This window comes from Pseudomonas syringae pv. coryli str. NCPPB 4273, assembly GCF_000972175.1.
Taxonomy (GTDB): domain Bacteria; phylum Pseudomonadota; class Gammaproteobacteria; order Pseudomonadales; family Pseudomonadaceae; genus Aquipseudomonas; species Aquipseudomonas syringae.
Map to the genome: position 1 here is coordinate 383,232 of NZ_AWQP01000004.1, position 18,017 is coordinate 401,248.

The 18,017-nt window shown below is 59.6% G+C and carries 14 protein-coding genes; 10 read left to right on the forward strand and 4 right to left on the reverse strand.

Annotated elements, in window-relative coordinates:
- Nucleotides 1–167: 167 nt before the first annotated feature.
- Together P406_RS03575 and P406_RS03580 are read right to left on the reverse strand one after the other, a co-directional pair.
- Entirely contained in the window at nucleotides 168–1,307 is a 1,140-nt protein-coding gene (locus tag P406_RS03575; protein ID WP_046235360.1) for a glycerate kinase, read from the reverse strand.
- A gap of 111 nt (nucleotides 1,308–1,418) precedes the next feature.
- Nucleotides 1,419–2,510 (reverse strand): sugar diacid recognition domain-containing protein, encoded by a 1,092-nt coding sequence (locus P406_RS03580; RefSeq protein ID WP_046235361.1) that lies wholly within the window; start codon nucleotides 2,508–2,510, stop codon nucleotides 1,419–1,421.
- A 230-nt stretch (nucleotides 2,511–2,740) separates the two neighbouring features.
- Here P406_RS03580 and P406_RS03585 point away from each other — a divergent pair, with 230 nt between their 5' ends.
- Nucleotides 2,741–3,832: an alpha/beta hydrolase gene (locus P406_RS03585; protein ID WP_046235416.1), complete on the forward strand. Its 1,092-nt coding sequence runs from the start codon at nucleotides 2,741–2,743 to the stop codon at nucleotides 3,830–3,832.
- A gap of 194 nt (nucleotides 3,833–4,026) precedes the next feature.
- Here the strand turns inward: P406_RS03585 and P406_RS03590 are convergent, their stop codons facing one another.
- A complete protein-coding gene (locus P406_RS03590) occupies nucleotides 4,027–4,740 on the reverse strand; it encodes a FadR/GntR family transcriptional regulator (protein WP_003411521.1) in 714 nt (237 codons plus the stop codon).
- 458 nt (nucleotides 4,741–5,198) lie between these two features.
- Here P406_RS03590 and P406_RS03595 point away from each other — a divergent pair, with 458 nt between their 5' ends.
- The 5 genes from P406_RS03595 (at nucleotide 5,199) to P406_RS03615 (ending at nucleotide 11,413) form a co-directional block, all read left to right on the forward strand.
- A complete protein-coding gene (locus P406_RS03595) occupies nucleotides 5,199–6,524 on the forward strand; it encodes an MFS transporter (RefSeq protein ID WP_003396445.1) in 1,326 nt (441 codons plus the stop codon).
- A gap of 64 nt (nucleotides 6,525–6,588) precedes the next feature.
- The gene (gene gudD, locus P406_RS03600) at nucleotides 6,589–7,941 is read left to right on the forward strand and encodes a glucarate dehydratase (RefSeq protein WP_046235362.1); all 1,353 of its coding nucleotides are present in this window, start codon (nucleotides 6,589–6,591) and stop codon (nucleotides 7,939–7,941) included.
- A 151-nt stretch (nucleotides 7,942–8,092) separates the two neighbouring features.
- Nucleotides 8,093–8,746, forward strand: coding sequence for a DUF1345 domain-containing protein (locus tag P406_RS03605; protein WP_003396441.1), 654 nt, complete (start codon nucleotides 8,093–8,095; stop codon nucleotides 8,744–8,746).
- A 42-nt stretch (nucleotides 8,747–8,788) separates the two neighbouring features.
- Nucleotides 8,789–9,745, forward strand: coding sequence for a D-2-hydroxyacid dehydrogenase family protein (locus P406_RS03610; RefSeq protein ID WP_046235363.1), 957 nt, complete (start codon nucleotides 8,789–8,791; stop codon nucleotides 9,743–9,745).
- 420 nt (nucleotides 9,746–10,165) lie between these two features.
- Entirely contained in the window at nucleotides 10,166–11,413 is a 1,248-nt protein-coding gene (locus P406_RS03615; RefSeq protein ID WP_046235364.1) for a cellulase family glycosylhydrolase, read from the forward strand.
- Between the two features lie 110 nt (nucleotides 11,414–11,523).
- Here the strand turns inward: P406_RS03615 and P406_RS03620 are convergent, their stop codons facing one another.
- Nucleotides 11,524–13,650, reverse strand: coding sequence for a TonB-dependent siderophore receptor (locus tag P406_RS03620; protein ID WP_046235417.1), 2,127 nt, complete (start codon nucleotides 13,648–13,650; stop codon nucleotides 11,524–11,526).
- Between the two features lie 192 nt (nucleotides 13,651–13,842).
- Between P406_RS03620 and pncA the strand changes: the two genes are divergently transcribed.
- The 4 genes from pncA (at nucleotide 13,843) to P406_RS03640 (ending at nucleotide 17,709) form a co-directional block, all read left to right on the forward strand.
- Nucleotides 13,843–14,487, forward strand: a complete 645-nt coding sequence (pncA, locus tag P406_RS03625) for a bifunctional nicotinamidase/pyrazinamidase (RefSeq protein ID WP_046235365.1) — start codon at nucleotides 13,843–13,845, stop codon at nucleotides 14,485–14,487.
- A gap of 141 nt (nucleotides 14,488–14,628) precedes the next feature.
- The gene (locus tag P406_RS03630) at nucleotides 14,629–15,564 is read left to right on the forward strand and encodes a formate/nitrite transporter family protein (protein ID WP_046235366.1); all 936 of its coding nucleotides are present in this window, start codon (nucleotides 14,629–14,631) and stop codon (nucleotides 15,562–15,564) included.
- A gap of 86 nt (nucleotides 15,565–15,650) precedes the next feature.
- Nucleotides 15,651–16,334: a response regulator transcription factor gene (locus P406_RS03635; RefSeq protein ID WP_003343378.1), complete on the forward strand. Its 684-nt coding sequence runs from the start codon at nucleotides 15,651–15,653 to the stop codon at nucleotides 16,332–16,334.
- Complete coding sequence (locus P406_RS03640) at nucleotides 16,312–17,709, forward strand: sensor histidine kinase (protein WP_003411536.1); 1,398 nt, start codon at nucleotides 16,312–16,314, stop codon at nucleotides 17,707–17,709. Before P406_RS03635 ends, P406_RS03640 begins: the two co-directional genes overlap by 23 nt.
- The last annotated feature ends 308 nt before the right edge of the window (nucleotides 17,710–18,017 follow it).

The window sequence follows — 18,017 nt, forward strand, 5'->3', positions numbered from 1 at the left end:
GGCTCTTTATATTTTTTTGAGGGCAGTGTCCGACGCGAAGTTGTCAGACAACCGACAGCATATCGCCCTGATCAGGCAATTCTTTAGGACGGCCTGCGATCATTTGCAGGGTTACTTAAAATAACGGCCAATTGCCGGGCCGGTGTTCGCTGATCACAGCCCAGTCATCAGCCGCCCGAAGCCATCTGCCAGAGCCGCGCCACGTCACGCGCACGCTCGTGCAACAGGCGGCGGGTATCGCGGCAGGCCTGCTCAAGGCTCATCGGCCCGCTGACCAGAGCAAAGGCTGCGCCGATGCCGTGCGCATACATCTGCTCGTAGCCTTCGCCCAGGGTTCCCGCCAGCACAATCACCGGCACTTGCCGACGCTGGGCGACTCGCGCAACCCCAAGCGGGGTCTTGCCACGCAGGGTTTGCGCGTCGAAACGGCCTTCGCCGGTGATGACCAGATCGGCACCTATCAACGCCTGCTCCAGCCCGGTCAGATCGGCCACCACTTCCACCCCGGCACGAAACGAGGCCTTCAAGTAGGCCTTGGCGGCAAAGCCCATGCCCCCTGCCGCACCGCTGCCGGGGCTATCGCGCAAGTCCTGACCGAGGACCTGAGCCGTATGGTCGGCAAAACGGCCGAGTGCGGCGTCCAGCGCCATGACCTGCTCGGGCGATGCGCCTTTTTGCGGGCCGAAGACAGAGGAGGCACCATTCGGTCCGCAGAGTGGATTATCGACGTCGGCGGCGATTTCGACGCACACGTCAGACAAGCGTGGATCGAAACCGCTCAGATCGATACGCGCCAGGTCGGCAAGCGCGAGCCCACCCGGCGCGAGAGTCTGATCGTCAGCATTCAGAAAGCGCGCGCCCAAGGCTGAAAGCATGCCGCTGCCGCCGTCATTGGTTGCGCTGCCGCCGATGGCCAGGATCACCCGACGAGCCCCCGCATCAAGTGCCGCCGAGATCAATTGGCCGGTGCCTTCCGTGCTGGTCACACAGGCGTCGCGTTGTGCCAGGGTCAGCAGTTGCAAGCCACTGGCCATGGCCATTTCGATGATTGCGGTCCTGCTCTCCGCCAGCCAGCCCCACTGGGCATTGACCGGGGCGCCCAGCGGACCGCTGACGCTGGCGCTCATCAGCTCGCCATTGCAGGCAGCCAGCAGCGCCTCGATGGTGCCCTCCCCGCCGTCTGCCATCGGGCATTTGATCAGTTCTGCGTGCGGCCAGACCTCGGCCAGACCACTGGCGATCGCGTCGGCAACTGCCTGGGCGCTGAGGCTGTCTTTGAACGAGTCGGGGGCGATGACTATTTTCATTGTTGTTCTCCAGATCCGGTACTCGAATGCTCTCATTCCAAACCGTGCTTTCCGCCTGCCGCTCGCACAATGATCCGTCGCTATCATCGGGCGTTTGAACAAAACCCGGTTTCAGGTCTGGCGAGTGATCATCTGCGCCCCCAGGTACAGCCGCAGCAGGTCGTCGGTCTTGTAGGGATCGCAGCCCGTCAGCTCGCCAATCTTCTCCAGCCGGTAGCGCAGGCTGTTGCGATGGATACCCAGCGCTTCGGCGCAGGCCTGACTTTCGCCGCTGTACTCGAACCATTTGCACAAGGTGTCGAGCAGTTGCGTGTGCGTGTGCAGACGCTCCAATGGCTCGGCGACGTGTTCCGCCAGCCAGTCATGCCGGTAGCGCCAGAACAGCACCGGCAACCGATACGCTTCAAGACGCAGCAAGCGCTGCGCCGGCCTTGCCTGGCTGGCGTAGTCGAGCAGATCCCGCGCTGCGGCGCAGGCTTGGCGCAGGGTGGGCAGGTCCGCCGATTGCGCCACGGTGGCCATACGCTGCACTGGCCAGTGTTGTTCATCGAACTGCTTGAGCAGCAGCGCATCGTCACGCTCCTTGCCCGTGGCGCGGCACCAGTACAGCAACGTGGGCTCACGCAGCACGCACCAGCTGTCGGCGTAGCGCGTGCCAAGCCATTTGGCAACCTGGCTGGCAGCCAGCCCCTCCTCGCCAAACTGCAGCAGCACCACCTGACGCGCCATGTGCGGCTGCAAACCCAGCTGTCGTGCTTCATCCACCAGGCTGTCGGGGCACTCCGGCAACAGCAGGCGAGCGAGCAGGTCTTCGCTGCGCTGCGCCCGCCATTGAAGATCAGCCTGCTGACGACGCTGCTCCATGAGCATCTCGGCAGTCATCTTCACCAATTCGCCATACACCCGGACCTCGTCCGGCTCGCCAGTGATACCGAGCACGCCCACCAGTTGATGGTCGAGCATCAGCGGCAGGTTGACGCCGGGCTTGACACCCCCGAGTTGCGACGCCGCCAGGGAATCGATTTCCACCACCTGCCGGTTGGCCAGCACTCGCTGCGCGCCTTCATGACGGTTACACAATCGCTCGGCATCACCGCTGCCGATGATGATGCCCAGGTAGTCCATGACATTGACGTTGTACGGCAGGATGGCCATGGCCCGGTCGACGATGTCCTGAGCCAGCGCTCGATCAAGGGCGAACATGAACGACTCCTGACGCGTGGCGAGGCTTGCAATGCTTGAGCATATGGATACATTTTGTTGAAGTTATAGAACGCCCGAGTGTGCCTGAAAGTAGGCACGGGCGCGACGTACATGGCAGAGTGCCCGTGTCGACCTTTTGAATCCTCGAATATGTGTGCACAGGCCCCCTTTTGATCAAATTCCGACTCGCCAGCCTGCTGTCGCTATTGACCCTGCAAGCCTGCACGTCGATGGCGGAAAGCGATGAGCCGAAACAACGCTTTGAAGACTACCGTCAGCAGACCCTCGAACTGATCCGCAACCAGCGCAACTTCCAGACCGCCGACCACCAGGCCGAACTGGACTGGAACGCGCCGCGCCAGTGGACCCCGAGCGGGACACCCAAGGGCGGCGTGCTGCTGGTGCACGGCCTGGGGGATTCGGCGTGGTCGTTTCATGACGTGGCACAGACGCTCGCCGCTCAGGGCTATCTGGTCCGAACCGTGCTATTGCCGGGGCATGGCACCAAGCCCGAAGACATGCTCGACGTGCGCCTCGAACAGTGGCAGCAAGTAGTGCGCGAACAGGCGCAACTGCTCGGCCGCGAAGTGCCGAAGGTTTATCTGGGCGGTTTTTCGACCGGCGCCAATCTGGTCCTCGATTACGCCTATGGTCATGACGAAATCGCCGGCCTGCTCTTGTTCTCGCCGGCATTTCGCTCCAACAGCGGCTATGCCTGGCTGACCCCGTGGATCGGCTGGGCACGACCCTGGCTTGCCGCGCCGAACGAAGGCCTGCGCCCAATGCAGACGCCGGTTCGTTACATGAACATGCCCACCAATGGTTTTGCGCAGTTCTATCGCAGCAGCGCGCTGGCCCAGGACCGTTTGCATCAGCGTCGCTATGACAAGCCGGTGTTCATCGCCATCGCCGAGCACGACTCGGTACTCGACACTGATTACGTGCTGGATAATTTCAGCCAGCGCTTCAGTAATCCCGCCAGTCGCCTGATCTGGTACGGCGACCTGCCCGCCCGGGCGGCCAATACGCCGCGCGTCGAGGCGCGCAAGGACTATCTGCCGGAATACCGCATCAGCCGCTTTTCACACATGGGCCTGCTTTTTTCAACGGACAATCCGCTTTACGGCGTATCCGGCAGCCAGCGTATCTGCTGGAACGGCCAGAGCACGGCGGACACCGCCAAGTGCATGGCCGGCGAGCCGGTGTGGTATTCGGACTGGGGCTATAACGAGCCGGGCAAGATCCATGCGCGGCTGACCTTCAACCCGTATTTCGAGTGGCAGACCGAGGTGATGCTCGGCGTGCTGAACGCAACGCCGTAGTACGCAACCGCCGCCCTTGTATCGTCTATACCGGGGAGCCAGGCTTTTGCAGGAGCGAACTTGTTCGCTAAGGCGTCGTTTTGAACGCCAAATCTTCTGCGGCTGTGCGGGCCCTTTCGCGAACACGTTAGCTCCTACATTTTTACCCTACGCTCAAGCATGGGGGCCCCTTGTGCGAGCAAACACGTTCGCGGCTACTCCAGCGGAACCAGCCGCTCACGGCTGTTGCTCAGGTGCGTCCACATCGCTGCACGCGCGGCATCCGGGTCCTTGCGGCGAATGGCGCTGAGCAGTGCTTCGTGTTCGAGGTTGGCCAGGTAGCCCTGATGCGCAAGGTTGTTGCCTGCCCGCTCGCTCGATGCAATGCGGCTGCGCGGAATGACCGCGCTGCCCAGGTGTTGCATGATCTCCAGAAAATACGGGTTGCCGGTGGCTTCGGCGATCAACATGTGAAAGCGTTTGTCAGCCTCGACGCAGCTGTCGTCGTTGGCCAGCAGGTCCTGATAATCATCCAGCGCCTGGCGCATGGCCGCCAGTTGCTCATCGGTACGGCGCACTGCTGCCAGCGCCACGGCCTGGGTTTCCAGGCCGATACGCAGTTCGATGATATCGCGCACTCTGGAAACGGTCTCGACCTTGAGGCGCAGCCCCGTCTGGTCACTGCGCTCGAGCACGAATGTGCCGATGCCGTGATGGGTCACCACCAGCCCGGACGCCTGCAACTTGGAAATCGCTTCACGCACCACGGTGCGGCTGACGCCATGCTCGCGGACGATCTGGTTCTCGGAAGGTAACTTCTGGCCGGGAGCGATCTTGCCAAGCAGGATGCGCTGGCTCAGTTCGGTGACCAGATCGGTGGCCAGGCTGTGCTGACGGCGTTTGGGCGCTGTGCTGGCAGGCTCTTGCATGATGAACGGATCCTGACTTGTCTGTTTATGCTGCCGTATCACGGCCTTGGCAGCGCGAATACAGGGCCGGGAGCGGCCAGAAGCCGGGTTTAACAGCCCTGCGCAGTTGTCTTACTTGTATTACAAGCATTCCCACCTGTCAAAGCGCCCGCTTCCGCCCACCCTGCCTTCCGTCAGCCATTGCGCTCAATGGCACCCGCCACCCTCAACTGATGCACGCAAGCAAAATCCCAGCATTTATTGGTCAAAACCTTAATTAAACGCGGTCACGTACGTCCGGCACACCTGCACAAAGGCGAGTGCCTCCGGTTTAATAATCTCGCAGATCATCACTGCGAAGGGATTGCACAACGGCTTTTTACTTGTATGATGACCGACAATGCGAAGGACACACTTCGCACATACCCGCATAAAAACAACGAGTGGGAGATTCAACTGTGAGCACATCCAATTCCAGGATGGCCGACGGCACAGGTTCGGTTCTGAATTCAGCCGTATCGAAGGTCAAACGTCACGTCCTGCCGCTTTTCGTCATCATGTTCATCGTCAACTACATCGACCGGGTCAACATCGGCTTCGTGCGTTCGCACATGGAGCATGATCTGGGTATTGGCGCTGCAGCCTATGGCCTGGGTGCCGGACTGTTCTTCATCGGCTACGCCCTTTTCGAAGTCCCTTCCAACATCCTGCTGCAGAAAGTCGGCGCGCGTATCTGGCTGACGCGAATCATGCTCACCTGGGGCATCGTCGCCGCCTGCATGGCCTTCATCCAGACCGAAACCCACTTCTACATCCTGCGCTTTCTGCTCGGTGTGGCCGAGGCCGGTTTCTTTCCAGGCGTGATCTACTACTTCACCCGCTGGCTGCCTGGCGTCGAGCGTGGCAAGGCGATTGCCATCTTCCTCAGCGGCTCGGCCATTGCCTCGCTGATCTCGGGCCCGTTGTCCGGCCTGCTGCTGCAAATCACCGGTTTCGGCCTGAAAGGCTGGCAGTGGATGTACTTCATCGAAGGCATGTTCTCGGTCGGTCTGTGCTTCTTCGTCTGGTTCTGGCTGGACTCCAAACCGCACGATGCCAAGTGGCTGACCCGCGAAGAACAGGATGCGCTGGTCAACGCCATCGATGCCGAACAGGCTGCCCGTGAAGCGGCGACGCCGGTCAAGGCCTCCATCGGCAAGCTGCTCAAGGACGGTCAGATCATTCTGTTCTGCCTGATCTACTTCTTCATCCAGCTGACGATTTACGCAGCGACGTTCTGGCTGCCGAGCATCATCCGCAAAATGGGCAGCCTGACTGACTTCGAAGTCGGCATGTTCAACTCGATTCCGTGGCTGCTTTCGATTATCGGCATGTACGTGTTCGCCACGCTGTCCGCCAAGTGGAAACGCCAGCAGGCCTGGGTAGCCATTGCGCTGCTGATTGCGGCTGCCGGGATGTTCATGTCGACCACCGGCAGTCCGATCTTCGCCTTCGTCGCCATCTGCTTTGCAGCACTGGGTTTCAAGTCGGCTTCTTCGTTGTTCTGGCCGATCCCGCAGGCCTATCTGGACGCGCGGATCGCCGCTGCGGTCATCGCGCTGATCAATTCGGTGGGCAACCTCGGCGGCTTCGTGGCACCCACAACCTTCGGCCTGCTGGAAGAACACACCGGTTCGATCCAGGGCGGACTGTATGGCCTGACAGCCACTTCGATCATCGCCGCAATCATCGTTTTCGCCGCGCGCAATAACCCCAAGCCTGGCGCGACGCCGGTCGCCGCCATTCAGACGCCGGCGACCCACTGATACACGTGCGCAGCCGCTTTTTCATCGGTCATATTTTCAAGGCCTTACGTTTAAAGGACCCGTCATGAACATTCAGCAATCCAATATCACCAGCAAGGCCCCCGTCATTACCGAAATGCAGGTAGTGCCCGTGGCTGGCCATGACGACATGCTGCTCAACCTGAGCGGCGCACATGGCCCCTACTTCACCCGCAACGTGGTCATTCTCAAGGACAATGCCGGGCATGTCGGTGTGGGCGAAGTGCCTGGCGGCGAGCTGATTCGCCAGACGCTGGAAGACGCGCGATCGCTGGTCGTCGGCAGCAGCATTGGCACTTACCAGAAGATTCTCAACGAGGCACGCAAGGCGTTTGCCGATCGGGACTCCGGTGGCCGTGGCCTGCAGACGTTCGACCTGCGCATTGCCATTCATGCGGTCACCGCGCTGGAAGCGGCGCTTCTCGACCTGCTCGGCCAGCATTTGGAAGTACCGGTTGCGGCATTGCTGGGCGAAGGTCAGCAGCGCGATCAGGTCGAAATGCTCGGTTACCTGTTTTATGTCGGCGACCAGCGCAAGACCGATCTGGCTTACCGCAGCGAACCCGAGGCCGATAATGACTGGTTCCGTATCCGCCATGAAGAAGCACTGACTCCAGAGGCCGTGGTGCGCCTGGCCGAAGCCGCGCATCAGCGTTACGGCTTTCAGGACTTCAAGCTCAAGGGCGGCGTGTTGAGCGGCGACCAGGAAATCGAAGCGGTGACCGCACTCGCCGAACGCTTCCCCGAGGCGCGCATTACGCTGGACCCGAACGGTGCCTGGTCGCTCAAGGAAGCGATCCGCCTGTGCCGCGATCAGCATCATGTGCTGGCCTACGCCGAAGACCCGTGCGGCGCAGAAAACGGTTATTCCGGTCGCGAAGTGATGGCCGAATTCCGCCGCGCTACCGGACTCAAGACAGCCACCAACATGATCGCCACCGACTGGCGGGAAATGGGTCACGCCATTCAGCTGCAGTCAGTGGACATTCCACTGGCCGACCCGCACTTCTGGACCATGCAGGGCTCGGTACGGGTGGCGCAGATGTGCAACGAGTGGGGCCTGACCTGGGGCTCGCACTCCAACAACCATTTTGATATTTCCCTGGCGATGTTCACCCACGTGGCCGCTGCAGCGCCGGGCACTATCACCGCGATCGATACGCACTGGATCTGGCAGGACGGCCAGCGTCTGACCAAGGCGCCGCTGCAAATCGTCGGTGGCAAGGTCGAGGTTCCGAAGAAACCAGGGCTCGGTGTCGAACTGGACATGGACCAGCTGGCCAAGGCTCACGAACTCTATAAAGGCATGGGCCTGGGCGCGCGTAACGACGCCGTGGCCATGCAGTTTCTGATCCCGGACTGGAAATTCAACAACAAGCAGCCTTGTCTGGTGCGTTGAATCGGTCTGACATTCGCAGTTGACTCGCCGCCTGTTCACTCTCTGGCTGGCACACGGCGCGCAACCCCCTTGCGCGCCGTTTTTTTAATCGAATTTGGCTTGCCGAAGCGGCATGCTACTGTCTGGTAATGTCCAGTAACGATTAGACCGTATGCGCCATCTCGCCCGCACCCGCCCTCGCCTCACCCTTGCCGCTCTGGTCGGCCTGACCGCAGGCATCGCCTGGTCCTGGCTCATCCCCCACTCGACGCTGACCCAGAGCCTGCTGACTGGCTGGGACACGGGGGTCTGGCTTTATCTGATCATGATTTTCATCCGCACGCTGCGCAGCGACGCCGACGATGTGCGGCGAGTCGCGATGAGGGAAGACGAAAACGCAGGCGTCATTCTGGTCACGGTCTGCGTCGCGGCGCTGGCCAGCCTGGCCGCGATCATTTTTGAAATCGCCAACAGCAAAGGCCTTTCCAACGACGCCAAGATGCTTCACCACGCCTTCACCGGCCTGACGGTCATCGGCTCCTGGCTGATGATCGGCGTGATCTTCAGCCTGCATTACGCACGCATGTTCTACACCTGGAAAGGCAAAGAGCCCGCACTGGCATTTGTGGGCGGTGAAAAGAACCCTGATTACTGGGACTTTCTGTACTTTTCGTTCACCCTCAGCGTTGCAGTGCAAACCTCCGATGTGGGCGTAGCGACGCGTGAAATGCGCAAGGTCGTGCTCGGCCAGTCATTGATCTGTTTTGTGTTCAACACCGCGATTCTGGGTTTTTCGATCAACATCGCCGCCAGCCTGTTCAATTAGCGTTGGCCTTGAAAAACAACCCCATCAAGAGGCTTTCAGACGATGACCCCATTGAAAATAGCGGTACTCGATGACTGGCAAAACGTCGCCAGCACTGTAGTGGACTGGTCCGTGCTCCATTCAGTGGGCAAGGTCAGTTTTCTGCATGACTACCCTGCCGATACATCGACCATGGCGCAGCGCCTGCGAGACTTCGACATCATTTGCGTGATGCGCGAGCGAACCCTGTTCGATGCGGCGCTGCTCAGCCAGCTGCCGACGCTGAAACTGCTGGTCACCGGCGGCATGCGCAATGCGGCGATTGATACCGCTGCGGCCAAGCGTCAGGGCATTGTCGTGTGTGGAACTGAAAGCTATAAGCATGCGGCACCGGAGCTGACCTGGGCGCTGATCATGGGCATCACCCGCAACCTGGTGGCCGAGGCCAACTCGCTGCGTGCCGGCAACTGGCAGGTCGGAATAGGCAGCGATCTGCATGGCAAAACCCTGGGCATTCTCGGTCTGGGCAGTATCGGTAAGTGGATCGCCCGCTACGGGCAGGCATTCGGCATGAAAGTCATTGCCTGGAGCCAGAACCTGACGCCAGAGGCTGCTGCCGAGTCCGGCGTCACCTATGTCAGCAAACAGCAACTGTTCGAGCAGGCCGATGTGCTGTCGGTGCACCTGGTGCTCAGCGATCGCAGCCGCGGCCTGGTGGACGCAGAAGCACTGAACTGGATGAAGCCCGGCGCTTATCTGATCAACTCGTCACGCGGCCCGATCATCGATCAGGCCGCGCTGATCGAAACACTGCAACAGCGCAGAATCGCCGGCGCAGCGCTGGATGTCTTCGACATCGAACCACTGCCGGCCGATCACCCGTTCCGCACGCTGGACAACGTGCTGGCGACCCCGCACATCGGTTACGTCACCGAGAACAACTACCGGACTTTCTACGGGCAGATGATCGAAGATATCCAGGCGTGGCATGCGGGGTCGCCGATCCGGGTATTTGGCTGAAGAGTCATGCAGCATCACGCTGTAACCTATGGGTGCCACGCTGCGTCCGGGCGTTGCGTGTCGCCCCCTGTAAAGCCTCACCACCAGTCTCGCGGTCGGCCCCCATTTCCAGGCCAGTAAACGACCAGTATTTCGGGCAAAAAAAAAGAACCGCATTAACCGTGAAGACTTTGCTGCACGGAAAATAAGTTCTATGCGAACCTGCTCGCCCGATGGACAATGCTCGGAATATAATTGCACCCTGATGAGCCCGAGTATCGATAAACAACAGAAACATGGAAACAGCTGCACAATCGTTATATTAAGTTTCCGACGTGCTCATATGAACATTGTCATTCCATACATTATCGCCTGCCTCGATATTCATTCTCCTGCTTTATCAGGCGCAGTCACTTTTCGCACAGACCACTGAGACATCCGATGAATATCCGCTCAGCCAGGCCACATGACAGCCTCATGGCAGCTAACGAGAAACCTGTCGTGGCAGACAGGCCCCCGGAACCGGCGAGCGCTGGCACGACGGGTGCAACTTCGGATACGCAGACGAAACTCGATACCTACACCCCTTCCGACAGGCGCTCCGCTGAAGCGGCGCAAACCTCTCCGGTCTATACCAGAGCAATGTTCAAGCGAAATGCTCAATCGCTGGAGAATGGAGCATCCTCGTCGGACACGGCGTTACTTGCCAGTCAAAAAACGCGCGTCAGTCAGGACGATACCAAGGCCGTGCTCAATGACGTGGCCACTGTCAAAGACAACACGACCTCTGCCGAGCCAGATACAAAAGTCAAAGACAAAGACAAGCTTTCCGCTTCCGAGCCCGTCAAAACCGCCGAGCCCGTCTTGCGCGGGGGAGCCAACGTCAATCCTGATGATATCGCCACACCTGCCGCTGCCACGAAGATGATTCAGGACCTGAAAGCGATTGGAGGCGGAACCTTGCGCTTTCAGATGACGCACGATCAGATCAAGGACAGCAGGCAGTTGGATAAGCTCAGGGCATTGCTCAGTGAAGGGGGCAAACAGGGTGTAAAAGTTCAGTTCACGTTCCGCGATGATGCGAACCAGGGTAGCGGAAACGTGCTGACGGGAGACAAATTGAAGCAGGCCTCGGCCGACATCAGTACCATTGTCAAAAGGTTTGGCAGTCGTACAGGCTTTGTACTGGATACCTTCCATCAGGGCGGTAAAAGCGCAAGTCAGGAATGGGCCGACATGCAGACCACGTTAATTAAATCCGCGCGCGATGCCGGTTATAAAGGAAGTATTGTTGTCGAGGACAGCAATTGGGGGGGTGGTCTGACCGCAGGTCCGCAAAGCGGCCTGGTCAAGTTTGCCGTTCAATTAAAGGCTGCCAATGGCGACGACAACCCAGCCTTGATTGGAAGTTTTCATGTGTATGCCAGAGAAAGCGAAGCCTCTTCGCGACTCGCCAGCCAGATCAAGGCATTGAAAGAGGCTGGCTATAAATTCCAGATTGGCGAAGTGGGTAATGCCAACCTGACAGCAAACAATACCTTCAAGCAAAAGGACGCCGCCACCAATGCCTTGCGGGATAATATGAGCGCTCTCAAAGCAGCCGGAGCGGATATTTTGCCCGGCAAGGAACAGTTCCAAGGGGGCAAACTTCGCCATCGTGCCGGTTTTTCAACGGCCGATCAGTACTGATGATGCAAGGCCGCGTGTGCGCAAGGGCCGGCGCCCATTACGCACGCTGCTGAACCTGCCCCTGAAAGGGTCAGGCTTTCTCCATCAGAACCCGATACCGGCACACGGCATCACAACGTATAGGCAATCCCCACCTGCACCGTCCGTGGTGCCCCCGGATAGGCATAGACATTGCCGAACGAGCCTTCCTCATAGTCCGTGTCGAACACATTCTTCAGGTCCAGATTGAGCTTCACGTGCGGGTTGACCTTGTAATAGGCCAGCAGGTCAAACACTGTATAGCTGTCCATCGAGAAAGAAGTGTTGGCCGTACGCCCGGCGCGCTGGTCGACATAGCGACCGCCGCCGCCCAGGCCCAGACCACGCAGGGCGCCGTCCTGAAACTCGTAGACGTTGAGCAGGCTGAACGTTTGCTCGGGGATGTTCATCAGCCGTGTACCGGACCGCAGCGTGTTGTCCTTGGTAACCTCGGCGTCCACGTAGGCGTAGCTGCCCATTACCCGCCACTCGGGCGTCAGGTTGCCGACCACGTTCAGGTCCAGGCCGCGACTGCGCACCTCGCCCGCCGCCACACTGAAGGTTGAATCGACCGGGTCGGTGGTCAGCACGTTACGCTTTTCGATCTGATAGATCGCCGTGTCGACACTCAGTTGCCCGTCCAGCGCCTCCCACTTGGTTCCGATTTCATAGGATTTTCCCTCCTCCGGCTTGAACCCGCCGCCCAGTCGGCTGGCGCCGCTGTTGGGCTTGAACGAGCGAGCGGTGGTGGCGTAGACGGCAAGGTCGTCGGTCAGGTCGTAGCTCAGGCCAAGGCGCGGTGTGACCGCGTTATCGCTGGCAGTCCAACTGCTGGTGCCGGGCAGGAAAGAATCGTAATCGTGTTCGAAACGCTCCAGACGCACACCGCCCAGCAGCTTCAGGCGCTCGGTCAGGGCCACCTGATCCTGCACGAAGGCAGCCCAGGTCTTGAGGTTCTCCTTGTCGTGGGTTGTCGTTCGGGTCAGTGCCGGACGAGCCTGGCTGTAGACCGGATTGAAGATGTCGATCGGGTAGGCACTGACTGCACCGCTGGAGCGTTGAATGATCGACTTGTAGTCATAATCTTCGTACTCGACACCGGTCAGCAGCGTGTGCTCGAAACCGCCCGCCGAAAAATGCCCGGTCAGATTCAGCTGCACATCGCGATCGGTCCATTCCAGCTTGCGATAGTTGAAGTTGCGCCCGAGGGTGCGACCGTCCGCCGCCAGCCCGTTGGCCTCGATGGCATCGCCTTGCAGGGAACCATCAAGGATCTGCACGCCACCGCCCAGCGTCCAGTCCGGGTTGAGGTCATGCTCGAAGCGCAGTTGTGCCATGTTGTTGTCGTTATGCAGCTTGCCCACACTCTTCTCGCCGAAGAACGTGTCGCGGGAAGCGGTACCCGTCTGATTGGCATACCGCGTCAGGCCACGATCCAGCGGCGCGTTGTTGCGCATGAAGTCGCCTTCGAAGGTGATGCGCGTGGCGTCGTTGACCTGCCAGCTCAATACCGGCGCCACGCCATAGCGCTCGGTTTCGACGTGGTCACGGAACGTATCGCCGCCCTCACCCACCACATTCAGCCGATAGGCGAAACGCCCTTCGTCATCCAGTTGCCCTGAGGCATCCAGCGTTCCGCGCTTCATGCCCTGATCATTGAGCTGACTGCCCAGCGTTACGGAAGGCTCGGCCAACGGCTGTTTGGAAACCACATTGAAGGTGCCGCCCGGATCGCCGCGACCATAGAGCGTGGTGGCCGGACCACGCAGCACCTCAAGGCGCTCGATGGTGTTGGCGTCCGGCATGTTCGGATAACCACGATTGATCGGGAAGCCGTTGCGGTAGAACTCGCCGGTGGTGAAGCCACGCACCGTAAAGGTGGTCAGCCCCTGGCCGCCGAAGTTGTTGGCTCGCCCGACGCCACCCGCGTAGTCGAGAGCATCCTGCAAACGTGTGGAACCGATGTCCTCGACCGCTTCGCGGGTCACGACGCTGACCGATTGCGGGGTTTCGTGCAGCGAGGTATCGGTACGCGTTGCGCTGGCAGACCGTGTAGCCCGATAACCATCGACCGGCCCTTGCGCCGTTTCGGCATTGGCGGCGCCCTGGATATCGATATTCTGCAACTCCATGGCAGGCTGGACGCCAGCCACCTGATCAGCCCAGGCCCCTTGAGAGATAGCCTGGATAACGCAAAATGAAACGAGAGTACGACGCATCGACATGCAGCCCTTGGCAAGAAACCAGGCCTCTTGGGACCCGGCAGGATTTTTTTGCGAATAGTACAGATTCGTATTAACGCCTGATACGAATTCCCAAAAAATACTCTCGCACAGGCCAGACATGACGCTTAGCCAATGTGGCGATAAACAGGCAAACTGCGCTTATTGCTCCTTACCAGAGAACCCACGATGCCCCTTTCCCACAAGCCTGCCGATCCTCGTTGCGCCTTGCTGGTAATCGACATGCAATACGACTTCATGCCCGGAGGGCAACTGGCGGTGGCTGACGGCGATGCGTTGCTGCCGTTGATCAATCGCCTGGGTGCGCGCTTTCCCCAGGTGGTCATCACGCAGGACTGGCACCCTGCCGGGCACATTTCCTTTGCGTCCAGCCATGCGCAGCGCCTGCCGTTCGAGAGCATTAGCCTGCCCTACGGTCCGCAGACGCTGTGGCCGGATCATTGCGTACAAGGCAGTCGCGGTGCGCAGTTACATGCCGACCTCGATCTGCCTCACGCGCAACTGGTCCTGCGCAAGGGCTGCAATGCGCACATCGACAGTTACTCGGCATTTCTGGAGGCAGACCGCACGACCCGCACCGGGCTGGCCGGGTACCTGACAGAGCGCGGCATCGACACGCTGTTCGTGGTCGGGCTGGCGCTGGACTTCTGTGTCGCCTGGTCCGCGCAGGATGCACGCAGTGCCGGTTTCAACACCTTTGTGGTCGAAGACGCCTGTCGCGCCATCGATATGAACGGCTCGCTGGAGCAGGCCTGGAAGACCATGCTGGGCATGGGTATCGAACGCGTGCAGAGCGCCGATCTGCTGGGCTAGACCGACACATTCTGCTAACTGGCTCAAACATTTCTCGATACGCTCCGCCGCTGGCGAACGACAGCGCGCGGCGCCTGTCTGAACCATCGGCCCGACATTGCCCCCGTCGGTCCATTTCATCACTGGCGCTGAGGACGTTGTATGGATCACGAAGTAGATGGCAAGACCCCCGGCCTGTCAGCCGAGGAAGAGCGCGAGATTGATGAGAATCAGCCGCCCCGCGCGGCGGTGTTGCACGAAACCATTCGCATGCAGGGCGACCATGAACTGGAGCGCAGCGTAGCCGCGCTGTGGTGGTCGGCACTGGCTGCAGGGCTGACCATGGGCCTGTCGCTGATGGCGATGGGGCTGTTGAACTCGCGCCTCGAAGGCATCCCCGGCAGTCATGTGATCAGCAGCCTCGGTTATTCGGCAGGTTTTCTGGCGGTGATCCTGGCGCGCCAGCAACTGTTCACTGAAAACACCATCACGGCTGTGCTGCCGGTCATGAGCAAGCTGAACCTGGCCAATATCGGGCGGCTGCTGCGTTTGTGGGGTGTGGTTCTGACCGGCAACCTGGTCGGTACGCTGACGGTGGCCTATGTCATGCTCAATCTGCCGATTTTCGATACCAGCACAGACAAGGCGTTTCTGGAAATTGGCCACAAGGTCATGGAAAACGACATGGCCCAGATGTTTTCCAAGGGCATCGTCTCGGGCTGGATGATTGCGACCATGGTCTGGATGATCGCGTCGATGGAAAACGCCAAGATAGCGATCATTGTGCTTATCACTTACCTGATGGCGCTCGGCGACTTCACGCACATCGTGGTGGGTTCGGCCGAAGTATCCTATCTTGTGTTCGCGGGTGAGCTGGGCTGGAAGGATTTCTGGTTTGCGTTCGCAGGCCCCACGCTGGCGGGCAACATTATCGGTGGCAGTTTTATTTTCGCTTTGATCAGCCATGCGCAGATCCGCAGTGAAAAAGACACCACAGAGAAAATGGAGCGTGATCGCAAAAACAAGGAAGAAAAACGTCGTCTGGAGAAAGCGCAGAAGCTCAAGGAAGAGGATTCCGCGGCAAAGCGAGAAATATGATCCCTATCATTAAACTTTCTTTCAGGAAACGCGGCGGATTTTAAAGGCAGAATGACTCTTTGAACGCATCTATTCAGGCAGGGACCATGACCCGAATTCTGGCAATCGAAGACGATGCCATCACTGCAAAGGAAATCGTGACCGAACTCAGCAGCCACGGGCTGGAAGTGGACTGGGTCGACAACGGCCGTGACGGCCTGGCGCGTGCAGTGAGTGGCGATTATGACCTTATTACTCTGGACCGCATGTTGCCGGAGATGGATGGTCTGACCATCGTCACCCACTTGCGCGCCCAGGGCATTTCCACGCCGATCCTGATGATCAGCGCCCTCTCCGACGTGGACGAGCGCGTTCGCGGCCTGCGTGCCGGAGGGGACGACTATCTGCCAAAACCCTTCGCGTCGGATGAGATGGCCGCACGCGTCGAGGTGTTGTTGCGACGCAGCAACCCGGTCAGCGCCGCCAAGACGGTCTTGCAGGTTGCCGACCTGGAACTGAACCTGATCACCCGGGAAGCGTGTCGCGGCGGCGAGCCGCTGATCCTGCTGCCCACCGAATTCAAGCTGCTTGAGTTTCTGATGCGCAACAGCGGACAGATCATCACCCGAATGATGATTTTTCAGGAAGTCTGGGGCTACCACTTCGATCCGGGCACCAACCTGATCGACGTTCACATCGGCCGTTTGCGCAAGAAGATCGACCAACCCGGTACCGCACAGCTCATTCAGACCGTGCGAGGATCCGGCTATGTCATTGCCGAACCCGTCTGACGGCTGGCGATCATCCACAAGTCGATTACTGGCGCTGTACAGCTCGCTGTTCGTAGCCTGGAGCGTGATTCTGCTTGGCGTGCTGTATTGGGAGGTGACGTCCTATCTGGACACCCTCGCCCGCCAGTCGCTAACCCATCGCCAGCAACTGTTTTCACGCTTCGAGGGCCAGGGTCTGGTGGACGCTCTGGCCACCAGCATGACCTTCGATACCCGCTCGGTGGATGCCTACGGTCTGTTCGACGAGAACTTCGGCCCGGTTGCCGGGCCTATCACCAGCGTCCCGAAAAACCTGCCTATCGACGGCCAGATTCATGTGCTGAACGATTGCATCGAATCGGACGATCCAGGCATGCCGCAAGGCAGTTGCGATGCGATCGTCAATCGCACGTCGGACGGCCGCTGGCTGGTGCTGGTTCGCGAGAACGGCTCGCTGTTTGCGGTGAGCACGCTGATCCTGCATGCCTTGCTGTGGGGCATCTCGCTGACCATTATTCCCGGGGTTGCCGGCTGGCACTTGCTGCGCCGTCGGCCGTTGCGGCGCATCCGTGCGATCCAGGCCAGCGCCGAATCGATCATCGCCGGCGACATGGCCGGCCGTCTGCCGGTCTCCAACAGGCGCGATGAACTGGACATGCTGGCGGTGATCGTCAACGCCATGCTGGACCGCATCGAAAAGCTCATGAACGAGGTCAAGGGCGTCTGCGACAACATCGCCCATGACCTGCGCACACCGCTGACCCGCTTACGTGCGCAGCTTTACCGTATTCAGCAGCAGTCAGCCCACGATTCGACCCATGCCACACAGATTGCCCAGGTCATCAGCGAAGCTGACACGCTGATGGCACGCTTCCGTGGACTGCTGCGCATTTCCGAGCTGGAAGACCGCCAACGGCGCTCGGCATTCGTTGAAGTGGAACTGCGTCCACTGCTGCAGGAGCTGCATGACTTCTATCTGCCACTGGCCGAAGAAGACCAGATCACCCTGATACTCGACCTGCATGAAACGTTACCCACCCTGGTAGGCGACCGCGCCCTGCTGTTCGAGGCACTGACCAACCTGCTGGGCAACGCAATCAAGTTCACCCCCGGCGGCGGAATCGTCAAAGTCAGCGCCTACCCTGCCGCAGGCGGCACCACGCCGTGCATCGAGGTACAGGATTCCGGGCCTGGCATCCCCGTCGCCGAGCGCGCCGCTGTCTTCCAGCGCTTCTATCGCAGTGAGGCTGGCACCGAGCAAAGCGGCTTCGGCCTCGGTCTCTCGGTAGTGGCCGCAATCGTCAATCTGCACGGTTTTACACTGCAAATAGGCACCAGCGAATACGGCGGCGCAAGCTTGCTGCTGGAATGCCGCACAGTGAATACGCTGGCCTGAGATTCAGGCACCTTCCAAGCCCTTGATTGCACGATCGTGCCTGCTTTTTGACGAGATTAATGCGTCTGGCTCAAGGGTTTCAGCGATTTCGATATTAATCTGGCGCGTTCTGCCAAGCGTAAGTTTGTAACTAGATGTTGCAAATCTGCACGCAGCTTGACGGTTTCAGCACTGACAAGTTCTTCCCAATAAATACGCTTTTCAGGCTCGATACGGCGTTTTTCCCCGATTAAATCCTTCTCTTGTGCAAAAGATGATGGCCAAACGCCAAGGTGAATTGTGAGCAACTAGACATTTTTATGACGTCA